General features: G+C 42.7%; 22 protein-coding genes. 6 read left to right on the forward strand and 16 right to left on the reverse strand.

Annotated features, from left to right (window positions below):
- Positions 1 to 10: 10 nt before the first annotated feature.
- From H0W44_01280 to H0W44_01315, 8 genes are all read right to left on the reverse strand, one after another.
- Complete coding sequence (locus tag H0W44_01280) at positions 11 to 1,327, reverse strand: TRAP transporter large permease subunit (GenBank protein MBA3581063.1); 1,317 nt, start codon at positions 1,325 to 1,327, stop codon at positions 11 to 13.
- Positions 1,327 to 1,812: a TRAP transporter small permease gene (locus tag H0W44_01285; GenBank protein ID MBA3581064.1), complete on the reverse strand. Its 486-nt coding sequence runs from the start codon at positions 1,810 to 1,812 to the stop codon at positions 1,327 to 1,329. Before H0W44_01285 ends, H0W44_01280 begins: the two co-directional genes overlap by 1 nt.
- A gap of 66 nt (positions 1,813 to 1,878) precedes the next feature.
- Positions 1,879 to 2,889, reverse strand: coding sequence for a TRAP transporter substrate-binding protein DctP (gene dctP, locus H0W44_01290; protein MBA3581065.1), 1,011 nt, complete (start codon positions 2,887 to 2,889; stop codon positions 1,879 to 1,881).
- Between the two features lie 63 nt (positions 2,890 to 2,952).
- Complete coding sequence (locus H0W44_01295) at positions 2,953 to 3,804, reverse strand: hypothetical protein (GenBank protein ID MBA3581066.1); 852 nt, start codon at positions 3,802 to 3,804, stop codon at positions 2,953 to 2,955.
- A gap of 235 nt (positions 3,805 to 4,039) precedes the next feature.
- Positions 4,040 to 4,978 (reverse strand): response regulator, encoded by a 939-nt coding sequence (locus H0W44_01300; GenBank protein MBA3581067.1) that lies wholly within the window; start codon positions 4,976 to 4,978, stop codon positions 4,040 to 4,042.
- A gap of 10 nt (positions 4,979 to 4,988) precedes the next feature.
- A complete protein-coding gene (locus H0W44_01305; protein MBA3581068.1) occupies positions 4,989 to 6,137 on the reverse strand; it encodes a response regulator in 1,149 nt (382 codons plus the stop codon).
- On the reverse strand, positions 6,134 to 7,315 hold the full coding sequence (locus tag H0W44_01310) for an HDOD domain-containing protein (protein MBA3581069.1): 1,182 nt from the start codon (positions 7,313 to 7,315) through the stop codon (positions 6,134 to 6,136). Before H0W44_01310 ends, H0W44_01305 begins: the two co-directional genes overlap by 4 nt.
- Positions 7,316 to 7,325: 10 nt before the next feature.
- Positions 7,326 to 9,434 carry a PAS domain-containing protein gene (locus H0W44_01315; GenBank protein ID MBA3581070.1) on the reverse strand — a complete coding sequence of 703 codons (2,109 nt, stop codon included), beginning with the start codon at positions 9,432 to 9,434 and terminating at the stop codon, positions 7,326 to 7,328.
- Positions 9,435 to 9,775: 341 nt separating this feature from the next.
- Between H0W44_01315 and H0W44_01320 the strand changes: the two genes are divergently transcribed.
- Positions 9,776 to 12,238, forward strand: a complete 2,463-nt coding sequence (locus tag H0W44_01320) for an acyl-CoA dehydrogenase (GenBank protein ID MBA3581071.1) — start codon at positions 9,776 to 9,778, stop codon at positions 12,236 to 12,238.
- A 60-nt stretch (positions 12,239 to 12,298) separates the two neighbouring features.
- On the opposite strand, the gene H0W44_01325 is transcribed toward H0W44_01320, so the two are convergent.
- The 4 genes from H0W44_01325 to gloB form a co-directional block, all read right to left on the reverse strand.
- Entirely contained in the window at positions 12,299 to 13,840 is a 1,542-nt protein-coding gene (locus tag H0W44_01325; protein MBA3581072.1) for a hypothetical protein, read from the reverse strand.
- Positions 13,841 to 14,356: 516 nt separating this feature from the next.
- A complete protein-coding gene (sohB, locus tag H0W44_01330) occupies positions 14,357 to 15,451 on the reverse strand; it encodes a protease SohB (GenBank protein MBA3581073.1) in 1,095 nt (364 codons plus the stop codon).
- Positions 15,452 to 15,585: 134 nt separating this feature from the next.
- Entirely contained in the window at positions 15,586 to 15,804 is a 219-nt protein-coding gene (locus H0W44_01335) for a hypothetical protein (protein ID MBA3581074.1), read from the reverse strand.
- A gap of 139 nt (positions 15,805 to 15,943) precedes the next feature.
- Positions 15,944 to 16,738 (reverse strand): hydroxyacylglutathione hydrolase, encoded by a 795-nt coding sequence (gene gloB / locus H0W44_01340; protein ID MBA3581075.1) that lies wholly within the window; start codon positions 16,736 to 16,738, stop codon positions 15,944 to 15,946.
- 154 nt (positions 16,739 to 16,892) lie between these two features.
- Between gloB and H0W44_01345 the strand changes: the two genes are divergently transcribed.
- Positions 16,893 to 17,612, forward strand: a complete 720-nt coding sequence (locus tag H0W44_01345) for a dienelactone hydrolase family protein (protein ID MBA3581076.1) — start codon at positions 16,893 to 16,895, stop codon at positions 17,610 to 17,612.
- Positions 17,613 to 17,643: 31 nt separating this feature from the next.
- On the opposite strand, the gene H0W44_01350 is transcribed toward H0W44_01345, so the two are convergent.
- Positions 17,644 to 18,444: an SDR family oxidoreductase gene (locus tag H0W44_01350; GenBank protein MBA3581077.1), complete on the reverse strand. Its 801-nt coding sequence runs from the start codon at positions 18,442 to 18,444 to the stop codon at positions 17,644 to 17,646.
- 111 nt (positions 18,445 to 18,555) lie between these two features.
- Between H0W44_01350 and H0W44_01355 the strand changes: the two genes are divergently transcribed.
- Entirely contained in the window at positions 18,556 to 19,113 is a 558-nt protein-coding gene (locus H0W44_01355) for a hypothetical protein (protein ID MBA3581078.1), read from the forward strand.
- 131 nt (positions 19,114 to 19,244) lie between these two features.
- On the opposite strand, the gene H0W44_01360 is transcribed toward H0W44_01355, so the two are convergent.
- The 3 genes from H0W44_01360 to H0W44_01370 form a co-directional block, all read right to left on the reverse strand.
- Positions 19,245 to 21,677 (reverse strand): TonB-dependent receptor, encoded by a 2,433-nt coding sequence (locus H0W44_01360; protein ID MBA3581079.1) that lies wholly within the window; start codon positions 21,675 to 21,677, stop codon positions 19,245 to 19,247.
- A 197-nt stretch (positions 21,678 to 21,874) separates the two neighbouring features.
- On the reverse strand, positions 21,875 to 23,080 hold the full coding sequence (locus H0W44_01365; protein MBA3581080.1) for a 3-oxoadipyl-CoA thiolase: 1,206 nt from the start codon (positions 23,078 to 23,080) through the stop codon (positions 21,875 to 21,877).
- A gap of 221 nt (positions 23,081 to 23,301) precedes the next feature.
- Positions 23,302 to 23,565: a cold shock domain-containing protein gene (locus H0W44_01370; GenBank protein ID MBA3581081.1), complete on the reverse strand. Its 264-nt coding sequence runs from the start codon at positions 23,563 to 23,565 to the stop codon at positions 23,302 to 23,304.
- Positions 23,566 to 23,806: 241 nt separating this feature from the next.
- Here H0W44_01370 and H0W44_01375 point away from each other — a divergent pair, with 241 nt between their 5' ends.
- Genes H0W44_01375 through H0W44_01385 form a run of 3 tightly spaced genes read left to right on the forward strand, consistent with a single transcriptional unit; the run spans position 23,807 to position 26,593 of the window.
- Positions 23,807 to 24,664 carry a redoxin domain-containing protein gene (locus H0W44_01375; protein ID MBA3581082.1) on the forward strand — a complete coding sequence of 286 codons (858 nt, stop codon included), beginning with the start codon at positions 23,807 to 23,809 and terminating at the stop codon, positions 24,662 to 24,664.
- Positions 24,665 to 24,695: 31 nt separating this feature from the next.
- Positions 24,696 to 25,583, forward strand: coding sequence for an ABC transporter ATP-binding protein (locus H0W44_01380; protein MBA3581083.1), 888 nt, complete (start codon positions 24,696 to 24,698; stop codon positions 25,581 to 25,583).
- Positions 25,580 to 26,593 (forward strand): ABC transporter permease, encoded by a 1,014-nt coding sequence (locus H0W44_01385; protein ID MBA3581084.1) that lies wholly within the window; start codon positions 25,580 to 25,582, stop codon positions 26,591 to 26,593. The genes H0W44_01380 and H0W44_01385 overlap by 4 nt, the downstream gene beginning before the upstream one ends.
- The last annotated feature ends 33 nt before the right edge of the window (positions 26,594 to 26,626 follow it).

The raw sequence follows: 26,626 nt of genomic DNA on the forward strand, positions 1-26,626 counted from the left end.
GTATTTATTATTAAGGCGCTACAACTGGCGTATCTAATAAACCTAAACTGAGTGCGGGCCAATACGTAATAATAAGCACGCATAACATTAACAATAAGAAAAAAGGTATTGCGGCATAACACAAGGTTAAAATGGGTTTATTAAAACGATAGCTGGCAATAAACAAGTTCATCCCGACTGGAGGGGTGAAGTAACCGATTTGCATATTTGCCAAAAAAATAATTCCTAAATGCACAGGATGCACGCCGTAACCTAAAGCTACTGGCAAGATAATCGGAATCATAATTACAATGGCCGAAAAAATATCTAGCATCATGCCTAAGACAAGTAAGAATATATTAAGCGCGATTAAAAACGTCCACTTATCATCAATGTGCTTATGAATAATTTCAAAGATTTGTTGCGGCACACCTGCATCGATTAAATAATTCGTCGATGCCAGTGAAGCGCCTAAAATCACTAAGATCGCACCGACTAACATCATAGAGTCTTTAATAATAAGCGGCAGATTACGCCAACTAACTTCTCGACGAATAAAAACCTCTACAACAAAAACGTACATAGCGGTGATAGCCGCTGCTTCAGAAATTGCAAAATAACCGCCATAAATTCCGCCTAGCACTACAAACGGCAAAGGCAATTCCCAAATAGCTTCTTTTAAAGCTGATGTTATTTGGCGGGAACGTGAGACGGTGGGTTTTCCTGCATCAACGGTGAAAGTGGCTAACGGTAATTCTCGACTAACAAACATACTATAAACAGACAACACAATTAACATTAAGAGGCCAGGCAAAATGCCAGCGATAAACAAGTCATCAATATTGACCGGTATTTCTTGTGATACTTGTTGCGCGACGACACCATACAAAATTAAAGGCAAAGAAGGTGCGAATAACAAACCCAAGGAACCTGAGCTCGTTAATAAACCTAAACTAAAACGTTCTTTGTAACCTGCTTGTCGTAAAGCCGGATACAACAATGCACCTAACGCCACAATCGTAACACCCGATGCACCCGTAAACGCCGTTAATAAAGCGCAGGTAATAATAGCGACAATAGGTAAACCGCCCGGCAAACGACCCAACAGCGCATCCGATAATTTTACTAAACGCGCCGCAGCATTACTTTCACCCAACACATAACCAGCAAAAGTAAATAAAGGCACTGCGATCAACACCGGCATATCTACTAAACGATATATTTCTATCGCAATAACAATTAAATCAACATCCTGTTGCAAAAATCCCCAAATAGCACTCAAGCCAATGACGGCAAATAACGGCACGCCCAGGAAAATTAATAGCAATAATATAATGAGCATCAACATTAGCGCACTCGCATACGCCACTGTGAAAAGCTACTCGATCCATATTCTATTGCTTGCAGAAAATAACGCCATGCAATGACAGCAAAAGCTACCGGCAAGACTAAAGCTATCGTCCAATTGGGCACATGAGCAAATAAATTTAGCCCCGACTCCATGTCAAACTGTACAAAACGTCCACTCGCAATCGCCAGCACTAACGCGATGGCCGCCGAAATAAGTGCGGCTGCGCTCATGACTAAATCGCGCCACGCGCCTTGCAGATACCGAGCTAATAAATCCACATTGATTTGTTTATGCTCACGGGTCGCGACCATCGCGCCGACCATGCCTAACCATAAGACAGCAATTCGCAATACGGGGTCTGCCCAACTAAAACTTTCATCAAAAAAATTACGCATTATTATTTGTGCATTTGCTAACACAATAGAACCTAATAAAAGCAACACCAGCAACGCATTTTCTAACTGTGCCCAATGCTTAGCCACACCTTGCGCATAAGGTTTTGAAAAATTTATCAAACGAAGAAAATACATAAATAAGATGATCAATAATTATTGTTTGCGGAAATTATTGAGGGTCTTTCGCATGTCGTTATACAGTGCGGCATTCAGCAAACCGCGGGCCGAAAAATCAGCCAAGACAGTGTCTGCAGCATGATACCAATGATTACGGACTTCTTGATCAGGGTTAATAGTGACGATACCATTTTTAGCTAATGCGGCTAAGGCATTTGCATCCTCCGCAGAATTGATTTTATTCAAACGTTGAAATGCCGCCGACATATGTTTTTTTACAATCGCTTGATCTGTTGCCGACAATTTATTAAATACACGCTGATCTAAAACAATCATACCCGCTGTAAAAGCAACGGGGTCATTAATAAAATATTTAACTCGCGTATGCCATTGAAACGCGATCATGCCAGTAGGTGTTGCAATAATAGTATCAGCCAAACCTGTTTGCAGTGCAGTGTACGCATCCGAAATAGGTAACAACACGGGTGTAACGCCGACTTTTTCTAATACTGCGCGGGCAATTTCATCGCCTTGAGGCGCCCACACTTTTCGACCTGCTAAATCCGCTTTGCTACGCACCGGATGCTGCGAAAATAAATAGGCGAAGCCACCATCACTTGTACCCAAAGTCACAAAACCTTGCTTAAGTAAACCCGCTTCTATTTTCACATCTAATGTTTTACGAATTTGGGTTATTTCTTGCATATTACGCATTTGAAACGGCACGCTGTATAAAGCCGCACCATCATAAACATCTGTCAATGCGCCCGACGTTACTGCGCCACCATGTAATTGGCCTAATTTAATTTTACGTAATACGGCTTGATCATTTCCCATAACCCCGCCCGCATAAAATTTAAACGTAACGCGATTTTGTGTTTCCTTAGCCACGGCTTCCGCACCGACGCGCATTTCACGCACCCACGTTGTGCCTTCAGGTGCGACCGTGGCCATCTTCAGTACTTGTCCTTGCGCTAATACATCAAACGATACAAGGCTGGACAATACGCTGAATGCTAATAGCAACATATTTATTTTTTTAAACATTTTTTATTCTCGCTTTTTTATCGCTTGAAAAAACCAACACACTATTACCGAAATAATAGCTGATTAAAAATAATTAGCTGACTCGTCCAGCAGCACTTTAGCTTGCTGTTGCGCGAGAACATTCATCAAAGTAAAGCCCGGCGCTTCTGGATTAGCAGCAATAACCTCATTCAACAAACGATCATGCAAAGCCTGATCAAATACACCGCGTGCGTAAAACTTCGCATACAGTGTTTTGGCCATTAAATTACGATTTTGTGAAAGTGTGATGACTTTTTCGAAATAAATTCGACCCTGCTCAGGATTGCCACCTAACATAGCCGGTCTTGCGCTCGCCAATACGCCTAAATATAAATAAGGTTGGCCATGATCATATTCGTCGTCAAGTTCAACAATGCGCTGAAAACTCGCTTCAACCTTCGGCAAATCAATCAAAGCTTGCCAATCGCCGGTGTTTGCTTGAATCCAACCTGCCCATGCGGTTGCATGTGCATATAAACTCGGCAAGGATTTTTTATTTAATAAGGTGAGTGCCATTTGATATTCAGGCAATGGCGCATTCAACGATTTACAGAATTCTTTTTGCTCAATACATAAAGCGCGTTGTGCATAGTCCCGCGCTTTGTGAGCCATGATTTGTGCGCGCAAGGGATCATCGACAAATGACCCAGCATACGCACCGTATAAACGCGAACCCGCTAACAAAGTATCACTATTTTGCGGATCGTTATGAATTAACCCATCAATCAACAATAAATAAGCTGGCGCACCATCGCGTACTAAAACAGGATCTCGTTGCGCCAACATGCTGTTAGCAAAACCATCTGCTAATTGACCGGTGTTGATGCAGCCCGCCAAAATCGTGGTACAAACTGCAATAAACCCAATGGGTTTAAATAAAGCTTGTACATGCATAGGTAAAACCGACATAAAGATCACCGTATAATAACGAGCAAGAGGCCGCATTTTAACGGGTTTCGAGCAACACGGGGAATATTTAGCTCGTATTTTCCGATAATGAATTTGACCGAAATTTACTAGGAATTTGCCGAAAGTTTATCGGCGCCTAAAAATCAACGGGCCCCGCAGGGCCCGTTGTCGCCTCCTTGCGACGCTTGCATCACCATTCCCAAAAACTTTTCATTAACATTTAATCCAATTGATTTGCACGTAACATTTCACGTGTTTGTTCATCTTGGTGCAAGCTTTCTAAGATATCGGCTGCAGTGGCAACAACTTCAATCGAATGTATATCCACTACTCCAAACCCTAAACCTACTAGCTGCGCGCCATTATTCGTGGTTATAGCGAGGCCATTAAATTGTTCACTGACACGCCGTGCAAAATCTACTGCCTGCTGCACTTCGGTATTCGGCAAAACAATCACAATCTCCGCTTCAGCAACACTGTAAAGCCGTGCCGAACGAGGACTTAAATGTCGAATTAATTCCACCATCAGTTTAACAGCTCGATTCACTAAAGATTCTGCTGCGCTATTTTTTAATTTCTTAAAATTGCTCGGTGTAAATAATATAAAACTTGCCTGTTCGCCATGCTCATGCGTTTTTTGCAATAAATCCTTAACCGCTATCGCAAAACCTTCATAATTTGTAACACCTAAATTACTATCTTGATAATGTGCTGCCGTGGCATGTTGAGCCGCATCTACTTGCGTACGGGCATTACGGATTTGCGCAATATCTTGTAGTCGTTGTTGACGTTTTGTCACTGCAGCTTCCAATGCATTGATCAATTCATTTTCTTCACAAGGCTTCATTAGATAACGAAAAATTTGCCCCTCATTTACCACCGCAATAGCCGCTTCAATTTCCGCATGACCTGTTAACAATACACGAGGCGTTTCTGGATATAACACACGACAAGCCGTTAAAAATTCCGCCCCACTCATTTGCGGCATCCGCATATCCGACACAATCACATCCATTTCGCCTTCGCGTGCCAACAATGCTAAACCTTCTGCGCCGCTGACAGCGGAAAACACGGTAAAATGTTTTCTTAACTGGCGCGTCAAAGCCTGCAGCACCATAGGCTCATCATCTACTAATAAAATTCTAGCTGTACTTATCATACCGACGCTCTCATCGCACAATGACACGAAAGGGTTGCTTAATCACGTTATTAGCTGCCATAACTTTTAAACGCGCCAACATCGCTTCTGTAACTTCTTGGCCTTTCGGCACTACTAAAGCATCGTTCGTTGTTACAATATTTTCATCAGTCGTCATATTTAACGTTAATTCACCTACCGTCACCATTTTACGTATGCCTGCCGTATCATCGGCGGCTTTAACATCTGCATACAAAGCCACTAAAGCAGGATGATAAATGCTGGCTTTACTTTTTAATTCGTTCAACGTGGTTTGAATAGATTTGCCCCGCACTTCGCTGGCATCTAATATTTCAGATAATTTCAACAATTGCGCGCCCAATACAACTGCATCTAATTTTTCTAGTGGCGTATTTTCATGCGCTCCCACATTGTCGGCTTGATTTTTAATCATACTAGCCACCGCTTTTAAACGCGGTATTTTAATAATTAAATCATGCGCAACCGCAGGATGTCCCGCATAACTTTCTCGCTCTTGCGGACTCAGTGCTTGATCAGCGTAAACCTTGGCTAAAATATCTGCCGGCATAGTGACGCAACCCAACTGCGACAACATGGCGGCTAATTCAAACTGCCATTTATTTTTAACGTCTAGTTTGTTCATGCCATGTCGAACATAATGACGAATTCTAGAACTACGACTAAAGGCAGCGGGATTTACCAAACTTAAAACATCGGTTAAAACTTTAACGCTACCAAATAAGGTTTTTTCCAATAATTCTTTTTCAACCGTGGCTAAGCGATTTTGTTCAACAGCAGTAGTTAACACTTCTAGAAAAAATTCTGGGGGGCAAGGCTTAGTTAAGAAACGAAAAATTTGTCCTTCGTTAACCGCTGACACCGCTGATTCCATATCAGATTGTCCGGTCAATAATATCCGCACGGTATGAGGAAAATGTTGTCGCACTTTAGATAAGAATTCTGCACCATTCATTTGCGGCATACGCATATCTGACACAACCACCGGAAAAGGGCCGTTCTCGCGCAGCAACTTTAATCCTTCTGCGCCGCTTTCTGCAGTGTGCACATCAAACTTATTACGCAACTGGCGCTTTAAACCAGCCAATACATTAGGCTCATCATCAACACATAATATTTTAGCTAACTCTACTTCACTCATGATTCGCCACCCATTACTTTCGCTGCAATCTCACGCCATTCTGGTAATTTATTTTTCACACCTAATTTATCCAAATACCCTTCATCCAATTTAATTGGCGCGCCGTTTTTATCGCCCACCAAACAGATTGCAACATACAAGGCATCTAACACTTGAAAACCTTCATGCGTAACTTCCCAAGGACAACATTGATGAGCAACACCTTCCACTACCGGATAAGGCAAGCCCCACAAACCCAATAAATACGCGCCTACATGCCCGCTACGATTGCCTAATACAGCAATCTCCGCTGCATCGCGTTGCTGGTTTTGTGTTTCTAATTTTTGAATTTCGATTAATTTATCGGGCGCATGCTGCGCTAAGATCAAACGACCTACACGATGCAACATGCCCGCCATAAACGCATCTTCAGATGGTTTTTTCTCTTTAATTAATTTTTTAGCAACATTGGCAACTTGCACACCTAAGATTTGTTCGTAATCAATCGAAAAACCCGGCACTTTATTACCAATCGAAAAACATTTAGCCATTTCTTCAGATAACACTAAACTTTTAACAGTGCCTAAGCCTAGATATGAAACTGCTTCTTGCACATCAGAAATATTACGAGGCAAACCAAAAAATGCACTATTAACTACTTTAAGTAGCTTAGTGGTAATGGCAATGTCTTGTTCTATAACATTTGCGATGACTTCTATTTCACAATTCGGATCAGCTAATTGACGTGCAATTTCTGCATAGATCATCGGTCTTGCGGGCAAGGCTTCTACTGTACCGACAATTTTCCGCAAGCCTGCATCTTCAATCATATTGTGCAGATCACATGCACGCCGAATAGCTTCAACCAGTTTTTCGGGTGCACAGGGTTTCGCCAAAAATTGATGCGTCACCGGCAAGGCTTGCATAATGGGTTCCATATCAGCATGACCAGATAAAATAAATCGCACCATATTAGGAGAACGCTTATGAACTTCTTCTAATAATACGGCGCCATTCATACCGGGCATGCGCATATCTGACACAATACAATCAAAATTACTTTGCGCTAATTTAGCTAATGCTTCTTGCCCAGATGAAGCAAATTCAATATCCCATTCTTCACGATAAGGTCGCAGCATACGTTGCAAGCCGCTTAGAATATTTTCTTCATCATCTACGAATAACACGCGTTTTTTCATATGAGCTTCTTTATTTTTCTATCGGATCAGCAGAATTAATAGGTAACACAATATGGAAAGTAGTACCTTGCCCAACCACACTTTCGACACTTAAGCGACCAGCATGTTTATCTACAATAACGGAGTAGGCGATGGCCAAACCTTGACCCGTACCCTTACCTACTTCTTTGGTGGTAAAAAACGGATCAAAAACTTTCGTTAAATTATCAGCGGAAATGCCGGCGCCAGTGTCTACAACCAAGACTTCAATATATTCAGCATCCAACGCATGCGTAGTAATAGTAATAGTGCCGCGCTCGCGGCCAGTCGCTTTATTCACATCACTAACAGCATGCGCTGCATTCACGATCATGTTTAATATGGTTTGATTAAACTCGCCGGGGAAACATTTAACTTTAGGTAATGCCGGATCAAGATGCGTTTCAAGATCAGCCACGTATTTCCATTCATTTCGCGAAACGACGATGGTGTTTTCTATACATTGATTCAAATCAACGAATTCTTTTTCACCTGAGCCTGGATGCGAGAACTGCTTCATTGCTTTTACTATTTCACTTACCCGACTGACCCCTTCTAAGGCTTGCTCAGCAGCTTTTGGCATTTCTTCTAACAAATACTCTAAATCTATTTTCTTTTTGGTTTCCACTACCGCATTGGAAAAACTATTACTTACAAAATCCTGATTTGAGCTGCCCATTAAATCATCATAAACACTCAATAATTTTTGCACATCAGTAATGCCATCTCGCAAAAACTGGATATTGTCGCCAACAAATTGAATTGGCGTATTAATTTCGTGCGCCACACCTGCAGCCAATTGACCTATTGATTCTAGTTTTTGTGATTGCTCTAAACTTTTTTGCGCCGCTAAAAATTCTTGGTGAGATAAGTGATGACCGATCCATTGAGTAACCATGCGTACAAAGTTTTTTTCTTCCGCATTAAAAGGTCTGTTTCTCGCTTTAACATCAAAGAAGCCTAAAGTTCCATAACGTTTTTCATTAACAATCAGCGGTGATGCCAAGTACGTGTTGAACGGAAATTTTTTATAACAGGGTTTGTCCGCAATTTCGGTTTCGGCTACATTGTGATACATCTTAATATCGTTATCTTTTAAAGTATTATAATTATACGTATCTTCTAAATTGCGCCGATCCCCTATTTTTACACCATCCTCGGTTAAAGCATATACCACCTCATAAATAGTGCCGGTTACTTTTCCGACTACGGCTATCGGCGTATTCATAAATAAACACGCCTGTTCAATTATTTTTTGAATTTTTTCATCTGTCGTAAAATTAGGGTCGGTGGTTACCTCATAAAGCGTTTTATAAATTTGTTCGTGTTCTTTACGTTCTGTTATTTCGCTATGCACACCCACTAATCGCGCAGGTTTGTTATCTTCCGTATATTCCACCACGCGGCCACGTACCGACATCCACACAACTGAGCCATTTTTATGCTTCATTCGAAAATCAACTTCATAAGATGGCAAGCGACCCTCTAAATGTCCTTGCAATCTTTCAGCAACAAGCGGTCGATCTTGCTCGTTAACCGAATTTAACCAATCTTCATAGGCATTGCCCATTTCACCTTCTGCATAACCCAAAAGGATTTGCCACGGACGACTGTGATATGTAGCGTTTGTGATTAAATTCCAGTCAATAACGCCATCACCGCTGCCTTGCATGGCATAACCTAAGCGCTCTTGCGATATTACCAATTCATCTTCAGAACGTTTACGACCAATCGCTGACACTAAAACGCGTGACAATAAATCCGGACTCACGGCGCTTTTTATAAGATAGTCTTGCGCGCCAGTATTAATTGCTTCAACGCCGATTGCTTCGCTGTCGGCAGCGGTTAACACTACCATTGGCCTATGTTTGAATCTTGCGCGTAAACGTTGAATAGTTTCCATGCCATCAGAATCAACCAACGATAAATCCACTAACATGACTTCATAGTCAGCCGTATCAGCACAGGCATCTTTAAGATTATCCATGGTGGTAACAATATAATTATGCAATACGGAATTTTGCAGATAGCTACGAATCAATATTTGATCCATCCGCGTATCTTCAAGATGCAAAACTCTGATTGTTTGCTTGTCGTCCATGCTGCTTTGGCGTCCCTGCCTGGTGGATAAGATTGTCTAACTGTGGTCTATGCGAGCTTATCGGCGACACTAAGATTTCCTTTAAGCGCTAAGCTGACCAAAAAGTTATGATCTTTGACCTTAATCTGCACGACTTTTGCCTAGCCTTCCTAAAATGTGCGTTTGCGTCGTGTGCGATTAAAGTAATACTGATAACGGCGAATCTTTCCTATGCTTTAGTTATAAATAGAATATGGCAATATACTGCAGAAGCAGGTAAAGTTTTCCGAGTAACGGTCGCCGACACACTGTTGCAAACCTTTCGCAATTAATAGCTTCATAATGAATTAAGGAATATTGTCATGATTCTCGTCACGTGGTGGTTGCTTTTTATTGGCCTAATCTTGGGATTAGCTTACTGGCGCAGTCCATTAAAATTGAATACTGCGATATTTGTTGCCTTAGCCGCGAGTTACTTTATTAGTGGTCAACGCTTCGACGTGCTTGCTGTCATACTATTTATTACCGCAGCCTTTTTTATATTCCTTAGTATTACACCGCTACGTCGCCAGCTACTCAGTCGACCCGCTTTTCATATTCTTAAAAAAGCCATGCCGCATATGTCCAATACCGAACGTGAAGCTTTAGAAGCAGGTAGCGTTTGGTTTGAAGGTGAGTTATTCAGCGGCAAACCGAATTGGTTGCGTTTAAAAAATGCACCCTCGCCTAATTTACGCCCTGATGAACAAGCATTTTTAGATGGCCCAGTTGAACAGTTATGCAGCATGCTCAATGATTGGCAATTCAGCTATGAGTACGCCGATTTACCGAAAGATGTTTACGAATTTATTCATAAGAATAAATTTCTAGCGATGATTATTCCCAAAAGTTACGGCGGTTTAGAATTTTCTGCGTACGCACAATCACGCGTCTTAACTAAAGTCGCCAACGTAAATTATATCGCCGGTAATTACATCACCGTACCTAACTCGTTAGGGCCGGGAGAATTGTTAATGAAATATGGCACCCAAGCTCAAAAAGATCATTACCTACCGCGCTTATCAATTGGTCAAGAAATACCTTGTTTTGGTTTAACTTCACCGCGAGCGGGTTCGGATGCAAGCGCAATCACTGATACAGGTGTGATTTGCAAAGGGATGTTTGAAGGCAAAGAAATTATCGGCGTTAAATTAAATTTTAGTAAACGCTACATAACACTCGCACCCGTTGCGACTGTGATTGGTTTAGCATTTAAATTATATGATCCAGAACATTTAGTGGGCGCACAAGAAAGTTATGGCATTACGTGCGCACTTATTCCACGTAAAACGCCCGGCATCGACATTGGTCGTCGTCATTTTCCGGTGGGTGCGCCATTTTTAAACGGACCTATTCACGGTCATGATGTATTTATTCCACTCGATTATATTATTGGTGGCATGAACATGGCAGGCAAAGGCTGGCGCATGTTGGTGGAATGTTTATCGGTAGGTCGATCCGTGTCATTACCGTCGTTAGCGTTATCCGGCTCCAAACGCGCCGTTGCCGCGACGGGTGCTTACACACGCATTCGTCAACAATTTAATGTACCGATTGCAAAATTTGAAGGTGTGCAAGAAGCATTGGCGACAATGGCAGCGTACACCTATATTATTGATGCAGCTGTTTCTTGTACTACCACCGCGATTGCACATGGTGCAGAACCTTCCGTGCCATCGGCTATTTTAAAATATCATTGCACCGAACTTGGCCGCAAAATTTGTAACCATGCCATGGATATTCACGGTGGCAAAGGTGCAATGAAAGGTCCAAAAAATTATTTAAGTTGGGGCTATGAAATTATTCCTGTTGCCATCACCGTCGAAGGTGCGAATATTTTAACGCGCAGTTTAATTATTTTTGGTCAAGGCGCCATTCGTTGTCATCCTTATATATTCAAAGAGATGCAAGCTTTCCAAATGGGCGGTGCGGAAGGTTTACGTAATTTCGATGAATGCTTAATTGCACATGTTGGCGGTGTTTTCAGCAATGGTGTACGCGCGCTCGCGCTTGGTTTAACGAATGCTCGTCTTGCACAAGTACCTTTTAGTGATGCGACCCGTCGTTATTATCAAAAACTTGAACGCTACTCTGCGGTTTTTGCACTAACAGCAGATATGTGCATGGGCTTGCTCGGTGGTTCACTGAAATTTCGTGAGATGTTATCTGCGCGCTTAGGCGATATGTTGAGCAGCTTGTATCTGACATCCATGGTTTTAAAACATTATGCTGACCAAGGCTCGCATCAAGAAGACCTACCGATTGTACGTTGGGCTTGCGATCATTTGCTGTATCAATTTGAAGAGCAATTAGATCAACTATTATTAAATTTGCCGGTATTTAGACCTCTTGTTTGGAAATTACGTTGGCTCGCCTTCCCGTTAGGTCGTCGTCAAACGTTGCCGCTGGATCGTTTAAGTATTAGCGTTGCGGAATTAATTACCAAAACTAGCGCGTCGCGTGATCGACTTACACACGGTATGTACGCAACCGCAAATCCAAATAATCCAGTAGGTGAATTAAATAACTTACTGATTGAAACGGAGGCATTAGTTGGCCTGCATAAAAAAATTCGTGATGCGGTTAAAAATGGCACGATCACCAATCTTGCAGGTGCCGGTCAAATTACGGCAGCACAAACAGCAGGAGTGATTAACAATCAAGAAGCGCAGCAATTAAAAGATTACGACCAGCGCATTATGGAAAACATTATCGCGGTTGATGACTTTGCGTATGATGCGCTCGGCACGCATCCTCTTAATCACCAACCGCCTGTGGTTAATTAATAACCGAGAGTAAATAAAAAATGGCCGGGGTAACCGGCCATTTTTTATATTCATTTATTATTATTTACGTGTCTTCACCGTGCCTAAATATTGATTACCATTCGGCGTTAGCCAATACACACGTAAACGATATTCACGCTGGCCTGTTTCCGGATACTGGAATACGCCATAGGTCACTATATATTGCTGTCCAGTTTCGCTATGCACAAAAAACCACTCATCAGCTTTAATGCCTTCATCCCCCGCTATAACAGGAAATACATACGGCTGCCAAAGTTGTTGTGGATTTTGCTTAAATAAACGATAGCTATAACGTTTTCCTTGCGCTGTTTCTTGCCAAAGCCGCGCAATGATTTCATCTTTACCATCATTATCAATGTCTGCCTTATACAAAAAAGGACTTTGTATATAAGGCTCGTATAAGGACATTTGATTTTGTGGCACTGCAAAACGCAAAGTACCCGCATCCGCGACTTCTTTTTCATCGCCTACTTGGCCCTGCTTTTGTACCGCTGCATCAATGCCAGACAACAAACTATTACAAACCGCTGCGTTACAATCAGTAGAGACTTGTAACTCTACACTTGTTTGCGGCGCAACTTCACAACGCTGTTGATAACCACCATCTTTTTTGAAATCATAAATCTTAATAACATACGAGCGCCGCGCATCGGGGATTTTCTCTAGCAAATAATTTCGGTCATTAAAGCGCAATAATTGCAAATCAGCCTCGCCACATAACTGTCCTGGCTGCATATAACGATCTAACAAAGCATTATTTAAAACACTGCTAACATCATTAGCTATTTTTACGAATACATGACGTTTGCAGTTATCAACAGATGAACGACTCGCATAATGCTCTTCTAAAGAGCCATCGTTATCCAAATCAATTCGGCTATAAGCAATAGAGCCTTGGGCTTTTTCTAGCATATTATGAAACATAGGGTGCTTTACGACGCCTACTAAGCTTTTTGCAGGTACCGCTTCTGTTTTTAAAACAGGATCGAATAAATTTTCAAAATCATAATTTAAATTATTATGAATTAAATATTTACTCATATCACAAACATCGTTAACCGCCGCACCATAAATACTAGCTGCCACTCGCAGTGGCAGTACGGTTTTGATTTTTTTCTTACGAACTAACGCTGCATATTGCTGATACGCTTGTGTATACGCTACGCGGTTTTGAGGATTCGGTTTTTTGAGCTCTGCTTTATAATAAACATCACCCAAACCTAAATAGGCAGTGTGGTATTCTGGATTTAAAAGGATGACTCTTTTAAATAAATCAGCAGCCTCTAAATATCGATCATCGCGCTGCAATAACATATAGGCATAATCGTGGAGTAATTTCTGATAAGCCGCCGGTTCATAAGCCGGTGGTATTACCGTTAATACATCTGCAATTCCGGCTTCTTGTAAAGTACTAATAGCCGCCGATACATCGCCTGTTTTATCACGAACCCGCAGTGCGACTTCATGGGCTTTTTGTAATTTGGCACTTTTAGCAGCCGTTAATTGCACTGCGGCAACGGCGGGATTGATCACACAAAGACTGATCAACACTATCCCACAAATCATTTTTATTTTCTGCATTACACTAACTCCCCAATAATCCCAATGGCGATTAGAAAATTCGGCCTGAGGTTTTATAACATGCTTAACAACCAGCACCCATCATCAAGAATATTTCTCTATCCGTCAAAATAATAACCCCGGTGAATTACCCCATGAATCATCCAAGTGACGAAATTTCCACGGACCTGACAGATTCTAGGAAAGCGCTGATAGGCATAACAAGCAGAACATCAACAAAATCAAGGCACAAAGGGGTTGTAGATATTGGCAAGAAATTTGCTGTGTATAGATAACTCAGTGTTGTGCCGCCACGCGAGCTACGCCACTAAGTTAGGCTAGATTAAATTGAGTTAGGACGAGTGATTATAGTCAATTTGTTTTTAAGGAATTGGCAGCGCCACACGTGTCGATTCCATAAGGTTCGGTGCTTTTTTTCAACCGCCCTGTTAACCGTGTCTCCCAGGAAACCTGAAATCCTCCCACATCCCTAATACTTCGGTGTTAGGGATGGATTTCAGGACTTTCCCTGTTCAATTATTGATAATCAACGCGGCTTGAACCACGCTCCAACCATTTCATTAATAAACCATCCGCCGCCGTTTGTAGGCTTAAACTTAAACGGTCACTGAAAGATTTTTTAATTTCATAACTCACCGCATAAACTTCTGCAGTAGCACAACGTTTTTGAATATATTCATCACTGGTCATTAACTCGTCGATCAAACCTTGCGCGATCGCTTGCGAACCAAACCAGATTTCACCGGTAGCCACCTGCTCGATATTTAATTGGGGACGATGCTCCAAAACAAACTGTTTAAATAACAAATGAGTTTCATTTAATTCTTGCTGAAACTTGCTGCGACCTTTTTCTGTATTTTCGCCAAACATAGTGACGGTACGTTTGTAATCACCGGCCGTAAACAATTCATAATCGACGTCATAACGCTTTAATAAGCGATTAAAATTGGGTAATTGCGCCATCACACCGATCGAACCCAAAATCGCAAACGGTGCTGCTAAAATACGATGACCTAAACACGCCATCATATAACCGCCGCTTGCAGCTACTTTGTCCACGCAAATCGTCAAATGCAAACCATGATTTACAATACGTTGTAATTGCGATGATGCTAAACCATACGCATGCACCATGCCGCCCGGGCTTTCTAAGCGCAACACTACTTCATCATTTTTTTCGGCTGCGGCTATCAAAGCGGAAATTTCTTCACGTAACGCTTCAACCGCACTAGCACGTATATCACCATCAAAATCTAAAACAAATACGCAAGGTTTACGCAGCGATTGAAGTTCGCTTTCTGTTTTGGTTTTATCTTTATCTATTGCCTGGCTCGCAAGTTTAAGGGCTTTAGCCGTTTCTTTTTGTTCCGCTTTGTGTTTTTTATGTTCGATTTTTTGCTCAATTTTAAGCGCGGCTTTATCCAGTACGGCATATTTTATTGCGTCACCTAGATCATCAAAGCGCGCGTTCAAATGTTTAATTTCGATACTGCCGTCTCGGCCTTTATCCCGACTACGACTCGCCACAATCACCACAATCATGACAATAAATACCACTAAAAAAGTCAGTGCTTTTAAAGCAAATAAACCGTATTGACTCCAAAACTCCATTGCAGACTCCTCAGAATAGGTGCGGCATTGTAGCGCGCTGCTGGTACGGTATCACCCACACTATTTTTTAAATTCCAATAAAAAAGCCAAGGCTTGCGCCTTGGCTTTTAGTCTTACCGCAGTAAATTTAAAACTTACGCAGCAGGAGCGACTACAGTTGCAGGTGCTTCAACAACAGGAGCAGTTTCGCCGTCAACAGTAGTAACAGCAGCTTCTTCACCAGGTGCTACTACAGTTACAGGTGCTTCAACAACTGGAACTTCAGCAGGTGCTTCAGCTGATTCTTTGTTACAACCAACTAAAGCCAATACCATGGTTGCTGCTAATACTTGTAATAAAGTAGTGAATTTCATTGTAAATCTCCCACATTGAGCATGTTCAAAAAAAAATAAGTTTGGGGTAAAGCGGTGCGTAGCATAATACAAATCTTGCTGGGGAACTACTAAGAACGGTCTTTTTCTAAGGTTTTAAAGCTAATTACTTCGTCAAGACTCAGAAGTGATTCTTCCAGTGACGCAAATGCGTAAATACATCCAAAATCGTGGTTAACGGCTGCCCTGCGTGTTTCTCGGCGCTTGCCCGTATGGTCGCGCTATCCGCGCGTAAAAAAGGGTTAGTTGCCCATTCTTCACCCAGCGTAAACGGCACGGTGGCGTAACCTTGAGCCCGTAATGCCTGCACCCGTTCAATTCGTTGCTGCAGATTTTTATTATCGGGTTCCACATGCTGCGCAAAAGCCAGATTGACCGCCGTGTACTCATGACCGCAATAAACTAAGGTATCAGCAGGCAATCCGGCAATTTGCGTCAAGGAAGCCAGCATTTGCGCAGGGCTGCCCTCAAAAAGCCGACCACAACCACCTCCAAATAATGTGTCGCCCCCAAATAACAGCGGTACTTCAGCGGCCGCCGAGAATAAATAGGCAATATGTCCTAAGGTATGCCCCGGAACCGCCAAAACCGCGACCCTAAACGGCAAACCCGGCAATGATAATTGCTCGCCGCCTTTCAGTGCTCGACTGCGACCCGGGATATTTTCATTAAAAGGTCCCCACACTTCTGCCTGCGGATAGTGCTCTAGTAAAGTCAAAATACCGCCTACATGATCACGATGATGATGCGTCACCAAAATCGCGCTTAACTGTAAGCGTCGAGCCTGCAGTGCACTTAGAATCACGGTCGCATCGCCTGGATCGACCACCACTGCATGTGAATTACCCGCTTGCGTGAGTAGCCACAAATAATTATCCGTAAAGGCAGGAATGCAGCTCACATCCAACGGCGTCATTATTTCTCCTGATTTTTTCTTCATTTCCACGGCAGCGTCAAAATAACTAAAGTCCGTAGCAAAGCCGATACAGAAATAACCCACTATAGAATAGTTTTTGGAGCAAGATGTGTCCGCTCGCTACAATACATAAAAATCACATAAGGAATTCAGTATGGCTATCAAAACCCGCAGCGTCGAATATTATGATGGCGATACTTTGCTCGAAGCTTATATTGCATTTGATGATCGCTATAACACACCACGTCCAGGTGTCTTGGTGTCACATGCGTGGGTCGGTCGTGATGTTTTATTTTGCCAAAAGGCCGAAGCCCTTGCTGCCTTAGGTTATGTGGGTTTTGCGCTAGATATGTACGGCAAAAATATTCGCGGTCAATCGCCCGCCGAAAATGCTGCCTTGATGCAACCTTTTATTAGCGACCGCAGTTTATTACAGCGTCGCATCAGTCTCGCACTCAGTACACTAAAACAACAAGCTGAAGTTGATGAGCATAAAACGGCTGCATTGGGTTATTGTTTTGGTGGTATGTGTGTGCTGGATTTAGCGCGCAGTGGCGCGACAGTCGACGGCGTCATTTGTACACACGGCTTATTAAGTGCGCCACAAAATATTTCGACTAATTCAACGGCCAAAATATTAATATTACACGGCGATCAAGATCCCTTATCGCCATTATCACAAGTCATGCAACTTAGCGAAGAATTAAAAACCGCCAATGCCGATTGGCAAATACATATTTACAGCAATACTCAACACGCTTTTACTAATCCTGCAGCGAATGCACCTCAAAACGGGATGCAATACAATTCAATCGCAGCGGAGCGTGCTTGGCAAAGTACGCAAAATTTCTTAACGGAAATATTTTCAGCTTAAATATTTAAACGAACCGCTGATTTATGATTGATCAGTCGATTCTGACACGTTGTACAAACATTCTCGCTAAGGATGGACTAAAGCGATTTAAATACCACGCAAATAATGGTTTGCCTTTAGCAATTAAAACTTCATGTTGTTGTTTTTGCATGGCACGAATAATCGCTGCGGCACATTCTGGCGGCATAATACCTTGCGCCGTCGATTCATCCATATGACCATGTTGATCACCATCAGCCGTTAACGCTTTTTCTGACATGCCGGTTCTTACAAAACCGGGACACACTACCGTAACCGCTATGCCTTTATCCGCATTTTCGGCACGCAAACTATTCATAAAACCCAACAAAGCATGTTTAGAGGCTGAATAAGTCGAGCGATATTGGGTCGCAACTTTGCCCATCACACTCGCAACTGCAACCACATATCCCTGGCGGCGCTTTTGCATAATGGGTAATAAACCTTTGGTTAACGCAATCGGCGCGAAGAAGTTAATTTCCATCAACTCACGATCGGTTTTAGAGCGCGTATCCGCGGCCAACGCCCGTTGACTCACGCCCGCATTATTAATTAATACATCTACATACGTAAATTGCTGAATCACATGCGTCAATGCAGTCTGCACACTCATCGGATCAGCCAAATCAAACGCCAAAACGGTATGCCGCTCAGGGTTACTACACACTTGCACTACGCGTTTCAGACGCTGCTCATCTCGTCCCGATAAAATTAACCGCGCACCTTTCTGACTCAGCTGCACCGCTAACGCAGAACCAATACCGGCTGAAGCACCCGTTATCCAAATAATTTTATTTTTAAAAACAAAAGCCATATGTTTGCACCGCGCAAGATCGAGACTAGAATCGACTTAGGCTGCTCACGTGTACTTGTTAGCAACCCACTTCAGCCAATATAACCCTTTGTTTCTACAAGGAATAGCCCCATGCATGCTCTGCTAGCTAATATCACTAAAATATTAATGATTTTTTTGTTTCTGTTCACACAACAGGCCTATGCTGAAAACTCAGGACCTGAGTTTAACGCTGCCAATATCCAACAAGCTTTACGGACGCTGGATACATTAGCCAGTCATTTCAAAAACTCTCCTGCTGCGGCGAATGCTATTAACTCTAACGACATCACCAGCTTAATCAACAATCCACAAAATCAAGCACAAGCCATAACGCTGTTAAAACAAAATGGTTATAACAATCCACAAGATTGGAGTGTGATCATCCAACGAACCTTAGCCGCTTATGGCGCTTATCAATTAAAAGGACAACAAAAAACAGTAGATGCACAAATGCAAAACATCTTGCAACAGATGCAACAAAATCCTGCGGTCACCGCCGAACAACGCACACAAATGCAGGCTACGTTACAAAATGCACAACAAGCACTGGCTAATGCATCCGATGCCGACATTAAAACGATAACGCCTTTGATAAAGGACATAGAGACAACGATGGCTAAACACAGTGATTATTTGCCGGGACTTTAATAGGAAGCACGAAATAAATAGAGACGACTTAGCTCAGTAATTTCCAAAAACTACTAGATAGAAATTTTTAACGCTATAAAAACAAAGGGCGACCGAAGTCGCCCTTTATCTTTTTCACTTCTGATATCAGATTAGAAACTAAAAGTAGCTTCTACGCCGTATTCAGATGGTGCGCTCACTTGCGCGATTGCAACACCTAATTGGCCAATAACATCTTGAGCATTGGTCAAGTACTCTTCTCCAGTTACGTTCTTGCCATAAACTGCTACTTCCAAGGTACCTTCAGCCGATTCCCAGCCACCACGTAGATTTACTAAGCCATAAGCTTCTTGCAAATCGAATGGGGCATTCGCTGCTTGAAAATAAACGTCATCTTGCCATACATAATCAGCACGGAACTTATAAGAAGCGCCTGTAGCTAACATCCACGTGTACTGACCACCAATATTAACGGACCATTCTGGAGTATTAGCAAAGGTATCGTCTTCGTCTAAACCATATTGTTCAGCTAAAGCATAGGCAGCATCATAAGAAATACCTTGATCAGCCACAATGTCATTAGCAGTACTAACTAACGAACTATTATCTAACTCATCGTACTTGGTTTTGGTATAGCCAAGACCCGCCATAATATTTAAAGCTTCAGTAGCCTCAACAGTTAATTCAGCTTCAAAACCATAGAGTGAAGACTCGCCTGCATTAGCTGTTTCAAAGAAACCGCCTTGCGTTACTAATACCTGCATGTCTTCATACTTACTAAAGAAAACCGCCGTATTTAAGCGAATAGTATTATCAGCTAACTGAGTTTTATAACCGAACTCTAACGTACCTACTTTCTCAGGTTCGTAAGATTTTGGTTTAGTCCATTGGCCAAACTCATTAGGAAAAGGACGACCATTAAAACCACCACTGCGGAAACCTTGCGCATAGGTTACATACGCCAAATCTCCATTGCTAAGCTTATAATCCAAACCTAACTTCGGATCAAAAGTGGTCCACTCTTCCGTATCTGTTGGAACAAAATTAATACACGTAGCGGTGTTTGGATTACTAGGACCACAGATATTTCTAGCATCTAAAGTGTATACAATTGCAGGTGGTAAACCAGGCGGTGTTTGAAAAGGATTAAATGCAACTACACCATCACGGTTATCAATAAACATTTTATAGGTTTGTTCTTTTTCTTCCTGGTTGTAACGGAAGCCTAAGGTACCTTTCAACGCCTCAGTGAAACTATAAGTGGCTTGACCAAAAATAGCTTGGCTCGTTATATCTAAATCATAGACTTGATGACTAGCCACGATATCGTAACCATTGCGTCTATCAGTAGGATTAGAACTGTTATTGACATTAGAAGCATTTACCCGTGAACCATTATTAATGGCATTGTCATAATCAACTTTTTCATTGTAATAGAATAAACCAGCTAACCAAACTAACGAATCCGTAGAGCCGCTGAATTGAAATTCTTGGCTTACTTGATCTTGGGTTGTTGCAAAATAATTGTCATAGTAAGGATTCGCACTACCATCAAAGTCATTGGTCACATATTGTTCCAATTCACGCTTCGAGGTAATTGACTTCACTGCAAATGAGTCTAAGTCCCAATTTAAAGTTAACGCTGCACCTGAAGAATCAGTGTTATTTGTGGGATCAATAGATACATGACTATCGGTATCCGGACTAATTTTAGTGGCTACCGCAGCTGCTAAATCAGCCGCAGGGACCGTTAAATTAACGGGATTTTGTGTGGTTTTGTACAACGGTGAACGACCATACGGATTGAATCCCAACAACAGTGTAGATGCTGAAGTACCACGACCTTGGAAATCATCTACTGCTAATAATGCAGTAAACGAATCAGACGCTTCCCACAATAATTTAACTTTAGCTGATTGATTGTCGATCGCGCTTAATTGTTTATCACTGCCGACGATGTCTTGAAAACCATCTTGTTGTTTAACATTCGCAACAATACGCGCAGCAATGGTTTCGCTGATTGGCAAGTTCACTGCCGCATCAACACCAATTAAACTGCGTGAACCCGCTGATACTCTTGCTTTGCCAGACACGCCGTCAAAGTTAGGATCTTGGGTTACGACGTTAATCGCGCCGCCGATAGTATTACGACCAAACAAGGTACCTTGTGGACCGCGCAATACTTCAATGCGTTTTAAATCTACTGAATCTAAGTTGGCGCCGGACATACGACCTAAATACACGCCATCAGAATACATGCCTACGCCAGGATCAGTCGCAGGATTGCTGTCGACTTGGCCTACGCCGCGAATGAAGAAATACGCATCGTTACCACCGGTAGGACCGCTGGTTTGTGACAGGTTTGGCGTAAACGCAACCACGTCACTTACTTGTGCCACTGATAATTCTTTCAACGCATTCGCATCAAAAGCACTGACGGCAATAGGCGTATCTTGCAATTTCGTTTCACGCTTTTCTGCAGTTACTACGACTTCATCAAGAGCAGCGTGTGCTACTGGCATGCCGATCAAGCCGGTCATCGCCAACGCAAGTGCTGCGCTTAATGGGTTTTGAAGATATTTCATAGGACATCCCCCTAATGGACGTTTAATTGGGTATTAAAAATCGATCTGTGAAAGTACCAAGTGCTATCGGTGTTCAAGATGGGAACACCACGTGGCAGCCATAGTAATGGGACAATCTATGAACTTCAAGCTATTGCCTATTGCTGAATCAACAGTCGCTGTTTATTCGACAACCAATATGCCTTATTAATTCGTGATTAATCTAAGCGCTCAATGACGGTGGCAATACCTTGACCAACACCGATACACATCGTCGCTAGCGCATAACGGCCTTTGCTTGCTTCCAATTGACGCAAGGCTGTCAACGCAATACGCGCGCCTGATGCACCCAATGGATGACCAATAGCAATCGCCCCGCCATTCGGGTTAACTCGTTGATCATTAAAAGGTAATTGCATGGATTTAAGACAACCCAAGACTTGGGTTGCGAATGCTTCGTTCAATTCCAATACGTCCATTTGAGCAAGTGACAAACCTGCGCGCGCGAGTGCTTTTGCAGATGCGGGCACAGGACCAAGCCCCATCACACGAGGTGGCACGCCGGCAATTGCGCCTGCCAAAATTCGGGCGCGAGGTTTTAAACCCGCTTTTTCACCGGCTTGTTTGCTGCCAATTAATAAAGCGACGGCACCATCATTAATGCCCGAAGCGTTACCCGCAGTGACTACACCGCCTTCATAAAGTGCTTTTAAAGCGGCTAATTTATCGACCGTGCTTTCAGGGCGAGGATGTTCGTCTTCGCTAATAATGAGAGGTGGTTTTTTACGGCCTTGCGAAACTTCGACGGGGACAATTTCATCTTTAAAATAGCCGCGAGTTTTCGCCGCAGCATATTTAGCTTGCGACGCGGCAGCGAATATATCGCTGTCTTCACGACTAATATTTAAATCTTTAGCGACGTTATCGGCGGTTTCCGGCATCGCATCATTACCAAACGCGCTGATTAATGCTGGATTCGGAAATCGCGCGCCAATAGTGGAATCATAAATTTCCATATTTCGACTATAAGCGCCCTCCGCTTTTGCCATTACAAAAGGCGCGCGACTCATGGATTCTACGCCGCCTACTATATAGAACGCGCCATCGCCAACGGTTACTGCGCGCGCGGCATCTAATAATGCAGCCATACTGCTGCCACATAAACGATTCAAGGTTACGCCACCGGTTTCAATAGGCAAACCCGCCATCAAACCGGCCATCCGCGCCACATTGCGGCAATCTTCGCCCGCCTGATTCGTTACGCCCACGACTACGTCTTCGATCAATTGATGATTAAAAACATTGCGGGCAGCTAAGGTTTTAATGACGTGCGTTAATAAATCATCTGAACGAACTGCGGCTAAACCGCCGGCGTGGCGTCCGAAAGGGGTGCGTACACCATCATATATATAGGCATCTAACATGCGAGCATTACTCCTGGTCAATCAACGGCTCAACATAAAACGAGCCGAATTGTCCCATATTTTGCAGCGCGCTGTCGCAGCCGCTAAAACATCGCACGCTATTTCGAAATATATTGACGGAAAATAATGTCCGCACAGAAGAAATCAATAACCGCAGCAATGCGCAGGAAACAGCTTTATCCTGTTTTCTGTACTTTTAAAAATTCGGGTAATTAACCGCTTTAATTAGCAGCGCTATCGCTCTGAGCCGCTTGCTCGATTTGATCGATTTGGCCATCAATCGCTACTTTCGATGCTTGCAAACCTTTAGGGCCTCGCTCTACATCATAAGTGACTGCTTGACCGCGCGCTAAGGTGCGATAACCTTCTGATTGAATCGCGGAAAAGTGCACGAAAATATCTTCGCCACCTTCTTGGGGTTCAATAAAACCAAAACCTTTAGCGTTATTAAACCACTTCACAATGCCCAAATAATTGCTGTTCATAGCCCATCCTCGCTACGTTATTTATGCCCTAGATCTCATTAAACCGAGCGCGCCTCCCAAATCCATACGCACTTGATTTAACTAACCTCAAGATTTTAGCCAATCATTTGGGTCTGCGCCATTGTAATAACAAAGAAAAGCCACGAAATAAAGCACCGCGACGAACCTGAACAGAGCGCGGATTGAATTCAGCAAGTTGGCTCGTTACCATGCAGTCCCACTGTCGTTTTGGAATCCTCTGGTGCATTCACTTAAATCTATTTTCATCACGCTGTACGTGTTTGCTAACGGTGTTATCAGTGCAGATGCAGCACATCATTTATGGCGCGACGGATTTAATATTGCTTGGCTAGGCGCGTTACTGGGTTCATTGTCCGTATTGTTATTTTTTCTTTGTATTCAACTCGCACCGATCGCACGTAATCAACGTTATTCCAACCCTGTGATTACGGCGTTATTAATCGCGGGCGCCTGCGCCATTTTCGGCAACATGACCACGCTTAATCACAGCGGTACTTTAAGCCTACTCTATATAATAATGATTTTTGCAGGTTGGCTACTCTACGAGTTTTGGTATGTAACACTGCCCGCAATAAAAACGCCCTTGCTCAATGTCGGCAACGTCTTACCGAGTTTTAGTTTACAAGATGTGCGCGGTATTGATTACAACAGTGCATCGCTCGGTTATGGCCACTATACTTTATGGATTTTTTATCGCGGCAACAGCTGCCCTTTTTGTACAAAACTATTACAGCAACTCGCCGTGCGACAAGAAGACTTCATTGAACAAGGCATTGAATTAGTTTTCATCAGCTCTCAAGCGGCGATTTTCACCCAAGGCATCGCTAAACAGTTTCAATTCCCCACTACTTTTTTAATCGACCATGAAAATAAACTCGCACAAACCCTGGGCATTAATCTGCCGCACGCTTTACCTTTAGGCATGGCATTTTTAGGTTTTGGTACGGAAACCATTATCCCTACCAGCATTCTGACCGATGCTAGTCTTAATATTATTCATGTCGACATCAGTGATCATTCACGCCTGCGCAGTGAAATTAATGAGATACTCGAACTTATTCCGCAACGCAGTGTTTAATTTGCGTCGCTTCATCAGCAAAAGATAATTTATGAACCCGATTATTGCCGTACAACATTTACGCAAAGAATTTCCCGAAACCGTTGCAGTCAATGACATCAGTTTTAGCGTCCCGCCCGGCATTTGTTTTGGACTGCTAGGCCCTAACGGCGCGGGCAAAACCACGACCATTGAAATGTTAGAAGGCATTTTAAAACCTACGTCGGGCAGCATCTTATATAAAGGCGAAATCGCCGGCGCCCGTTTTCGCGAAGAATCTGGCATTCAATTTCAAAATACCGCGCTGCAAGATCATCTGACCGTGCGTGATCATTTAAACTTTTTTCATCGTTTATATACGCGCACTTTGCCGCTCACTGAAATCATTGAAGATTGTTCTTTGCAAAGTTTGCTCGATCGCGATGCGCGCAAATTATCCGGCGGACAACGTCAACGTTTATTGCTCGCCATCGCATTAATTAATGATCCCGACATTATTTTTATGGATGAACCTACGACGGGCATGGATCCACAAGCGCGGCGTAATTTTTGGGATTTAATGAACCGTATTAAAATAAGAAAAAAAACCATTATTCTCACCACACACTACATGGAAGAAGCTTTCCAGTTATGTGAACACATCGCTATTATGGATCACGGCAATATTATCGCCGAAGGCAAACCTAACGATTTATTGTCACATCACTTTGGTGATACAGTAATCGAATTACCCAAAACCGCTTTCACCAATAATGCAAACACGGTTTGGCCATTTCCGTTATTAGAAAAAGGCGAAGCCGTTGAGTTGTTAGTTCATAACGTTGATGACGCAATTAAAACCTTGATCCAACACGCAGTGCCGCTCAATCAAATTATGGTGCGACCGCGCACCTTAGAAGATTTATTTTTACAATTGACCGGCAAGGAACTCAGAGCATGATTCAACGTACCCTTGCCATTTTACGCGCGCGCAATTTAGAATTTTTACGCGATCGCGCTAGTCTTAGTTGGAACTTAGCGTTTCCTTTTTTATTGATTTTTGGTTTGGCGCTGACTTTTTCTAACCAAGACAAACCGGTGTATAAAGTCGGGATTTTACCACACGACGTCAGCAGCAATAATTTCAATTTTCAAAAAACTCGTTTTATTGACTTTGTACCGGAAATTAACGAAGCCGAATCCATTACCAAAGTTGCACGTCATCAAATCGATTTGCTGATTGACGTTAATCAACAACCTGCACGTTACTGGATAAATCCCACCTCTAAAAATGGTTATTTTGCTGAACAATTATTTTTACGCTCAGTAAATGATCAAGCCCAACGTATTAACGTCGAAGGCAAAGCGATTGGTTATGTGGATTGGTTAGTGCCGGGCGTTTTAGCCATGAACATGATGTTTTCGTGCTTGTTCGGCATTGGTTATGTCATCGTGCGTTATCGTAAAACCGGTTACTTAAAACGTTTATCTGCCACGCCCGTAACAGCGACTGAATTTTTAATTGCGCAGATTCTTTCGCGCGTTGGTTTAACGCTTATTACCGTGGTAATTGTTTATGCGGGCATTAGTATATTTGTTGATTTTCCGATGCACGGCAATCATTTCTTATTATTACTGGTAGCAGCGCTCGGCGCTATTTCACTGACTTCATTAGCCTTATGTTTTTCTGCGCGAGGTGCTAGCGAAGAACTCGCCAATGGTTTAATTAATTTAGCGCTGTGGCCGATGATGATGTTTTCCGGCGTCTGGTTTTCTTTAGAAGGCACTGCTAAGCCTATCCAATGGTTATCACAAGTTTTTCCTCTTACGCATATGGTTAACGCCGCGCGCGCCATCATGTTAGAAGGTGCTGGCTTTGCTCAAATATGGCTGAACTTAACCGTGCTAGCCAGCATGAGTTTAATATTTATTATTATAGGTACTTGTTTATTTCGCTGGACCAATGACTAAATAAACAGCGACTAACTAAAACCTCGTAAGTTC

It is taken from the genome of Gammaproteobacteria bacterium (assembly GCA_013817245.1).
Classification (GTDB): Bacteria; Pseudomonadota; Gammaproteobacteria; order HTCC5015; family HTCC5015; genus JACDDA01.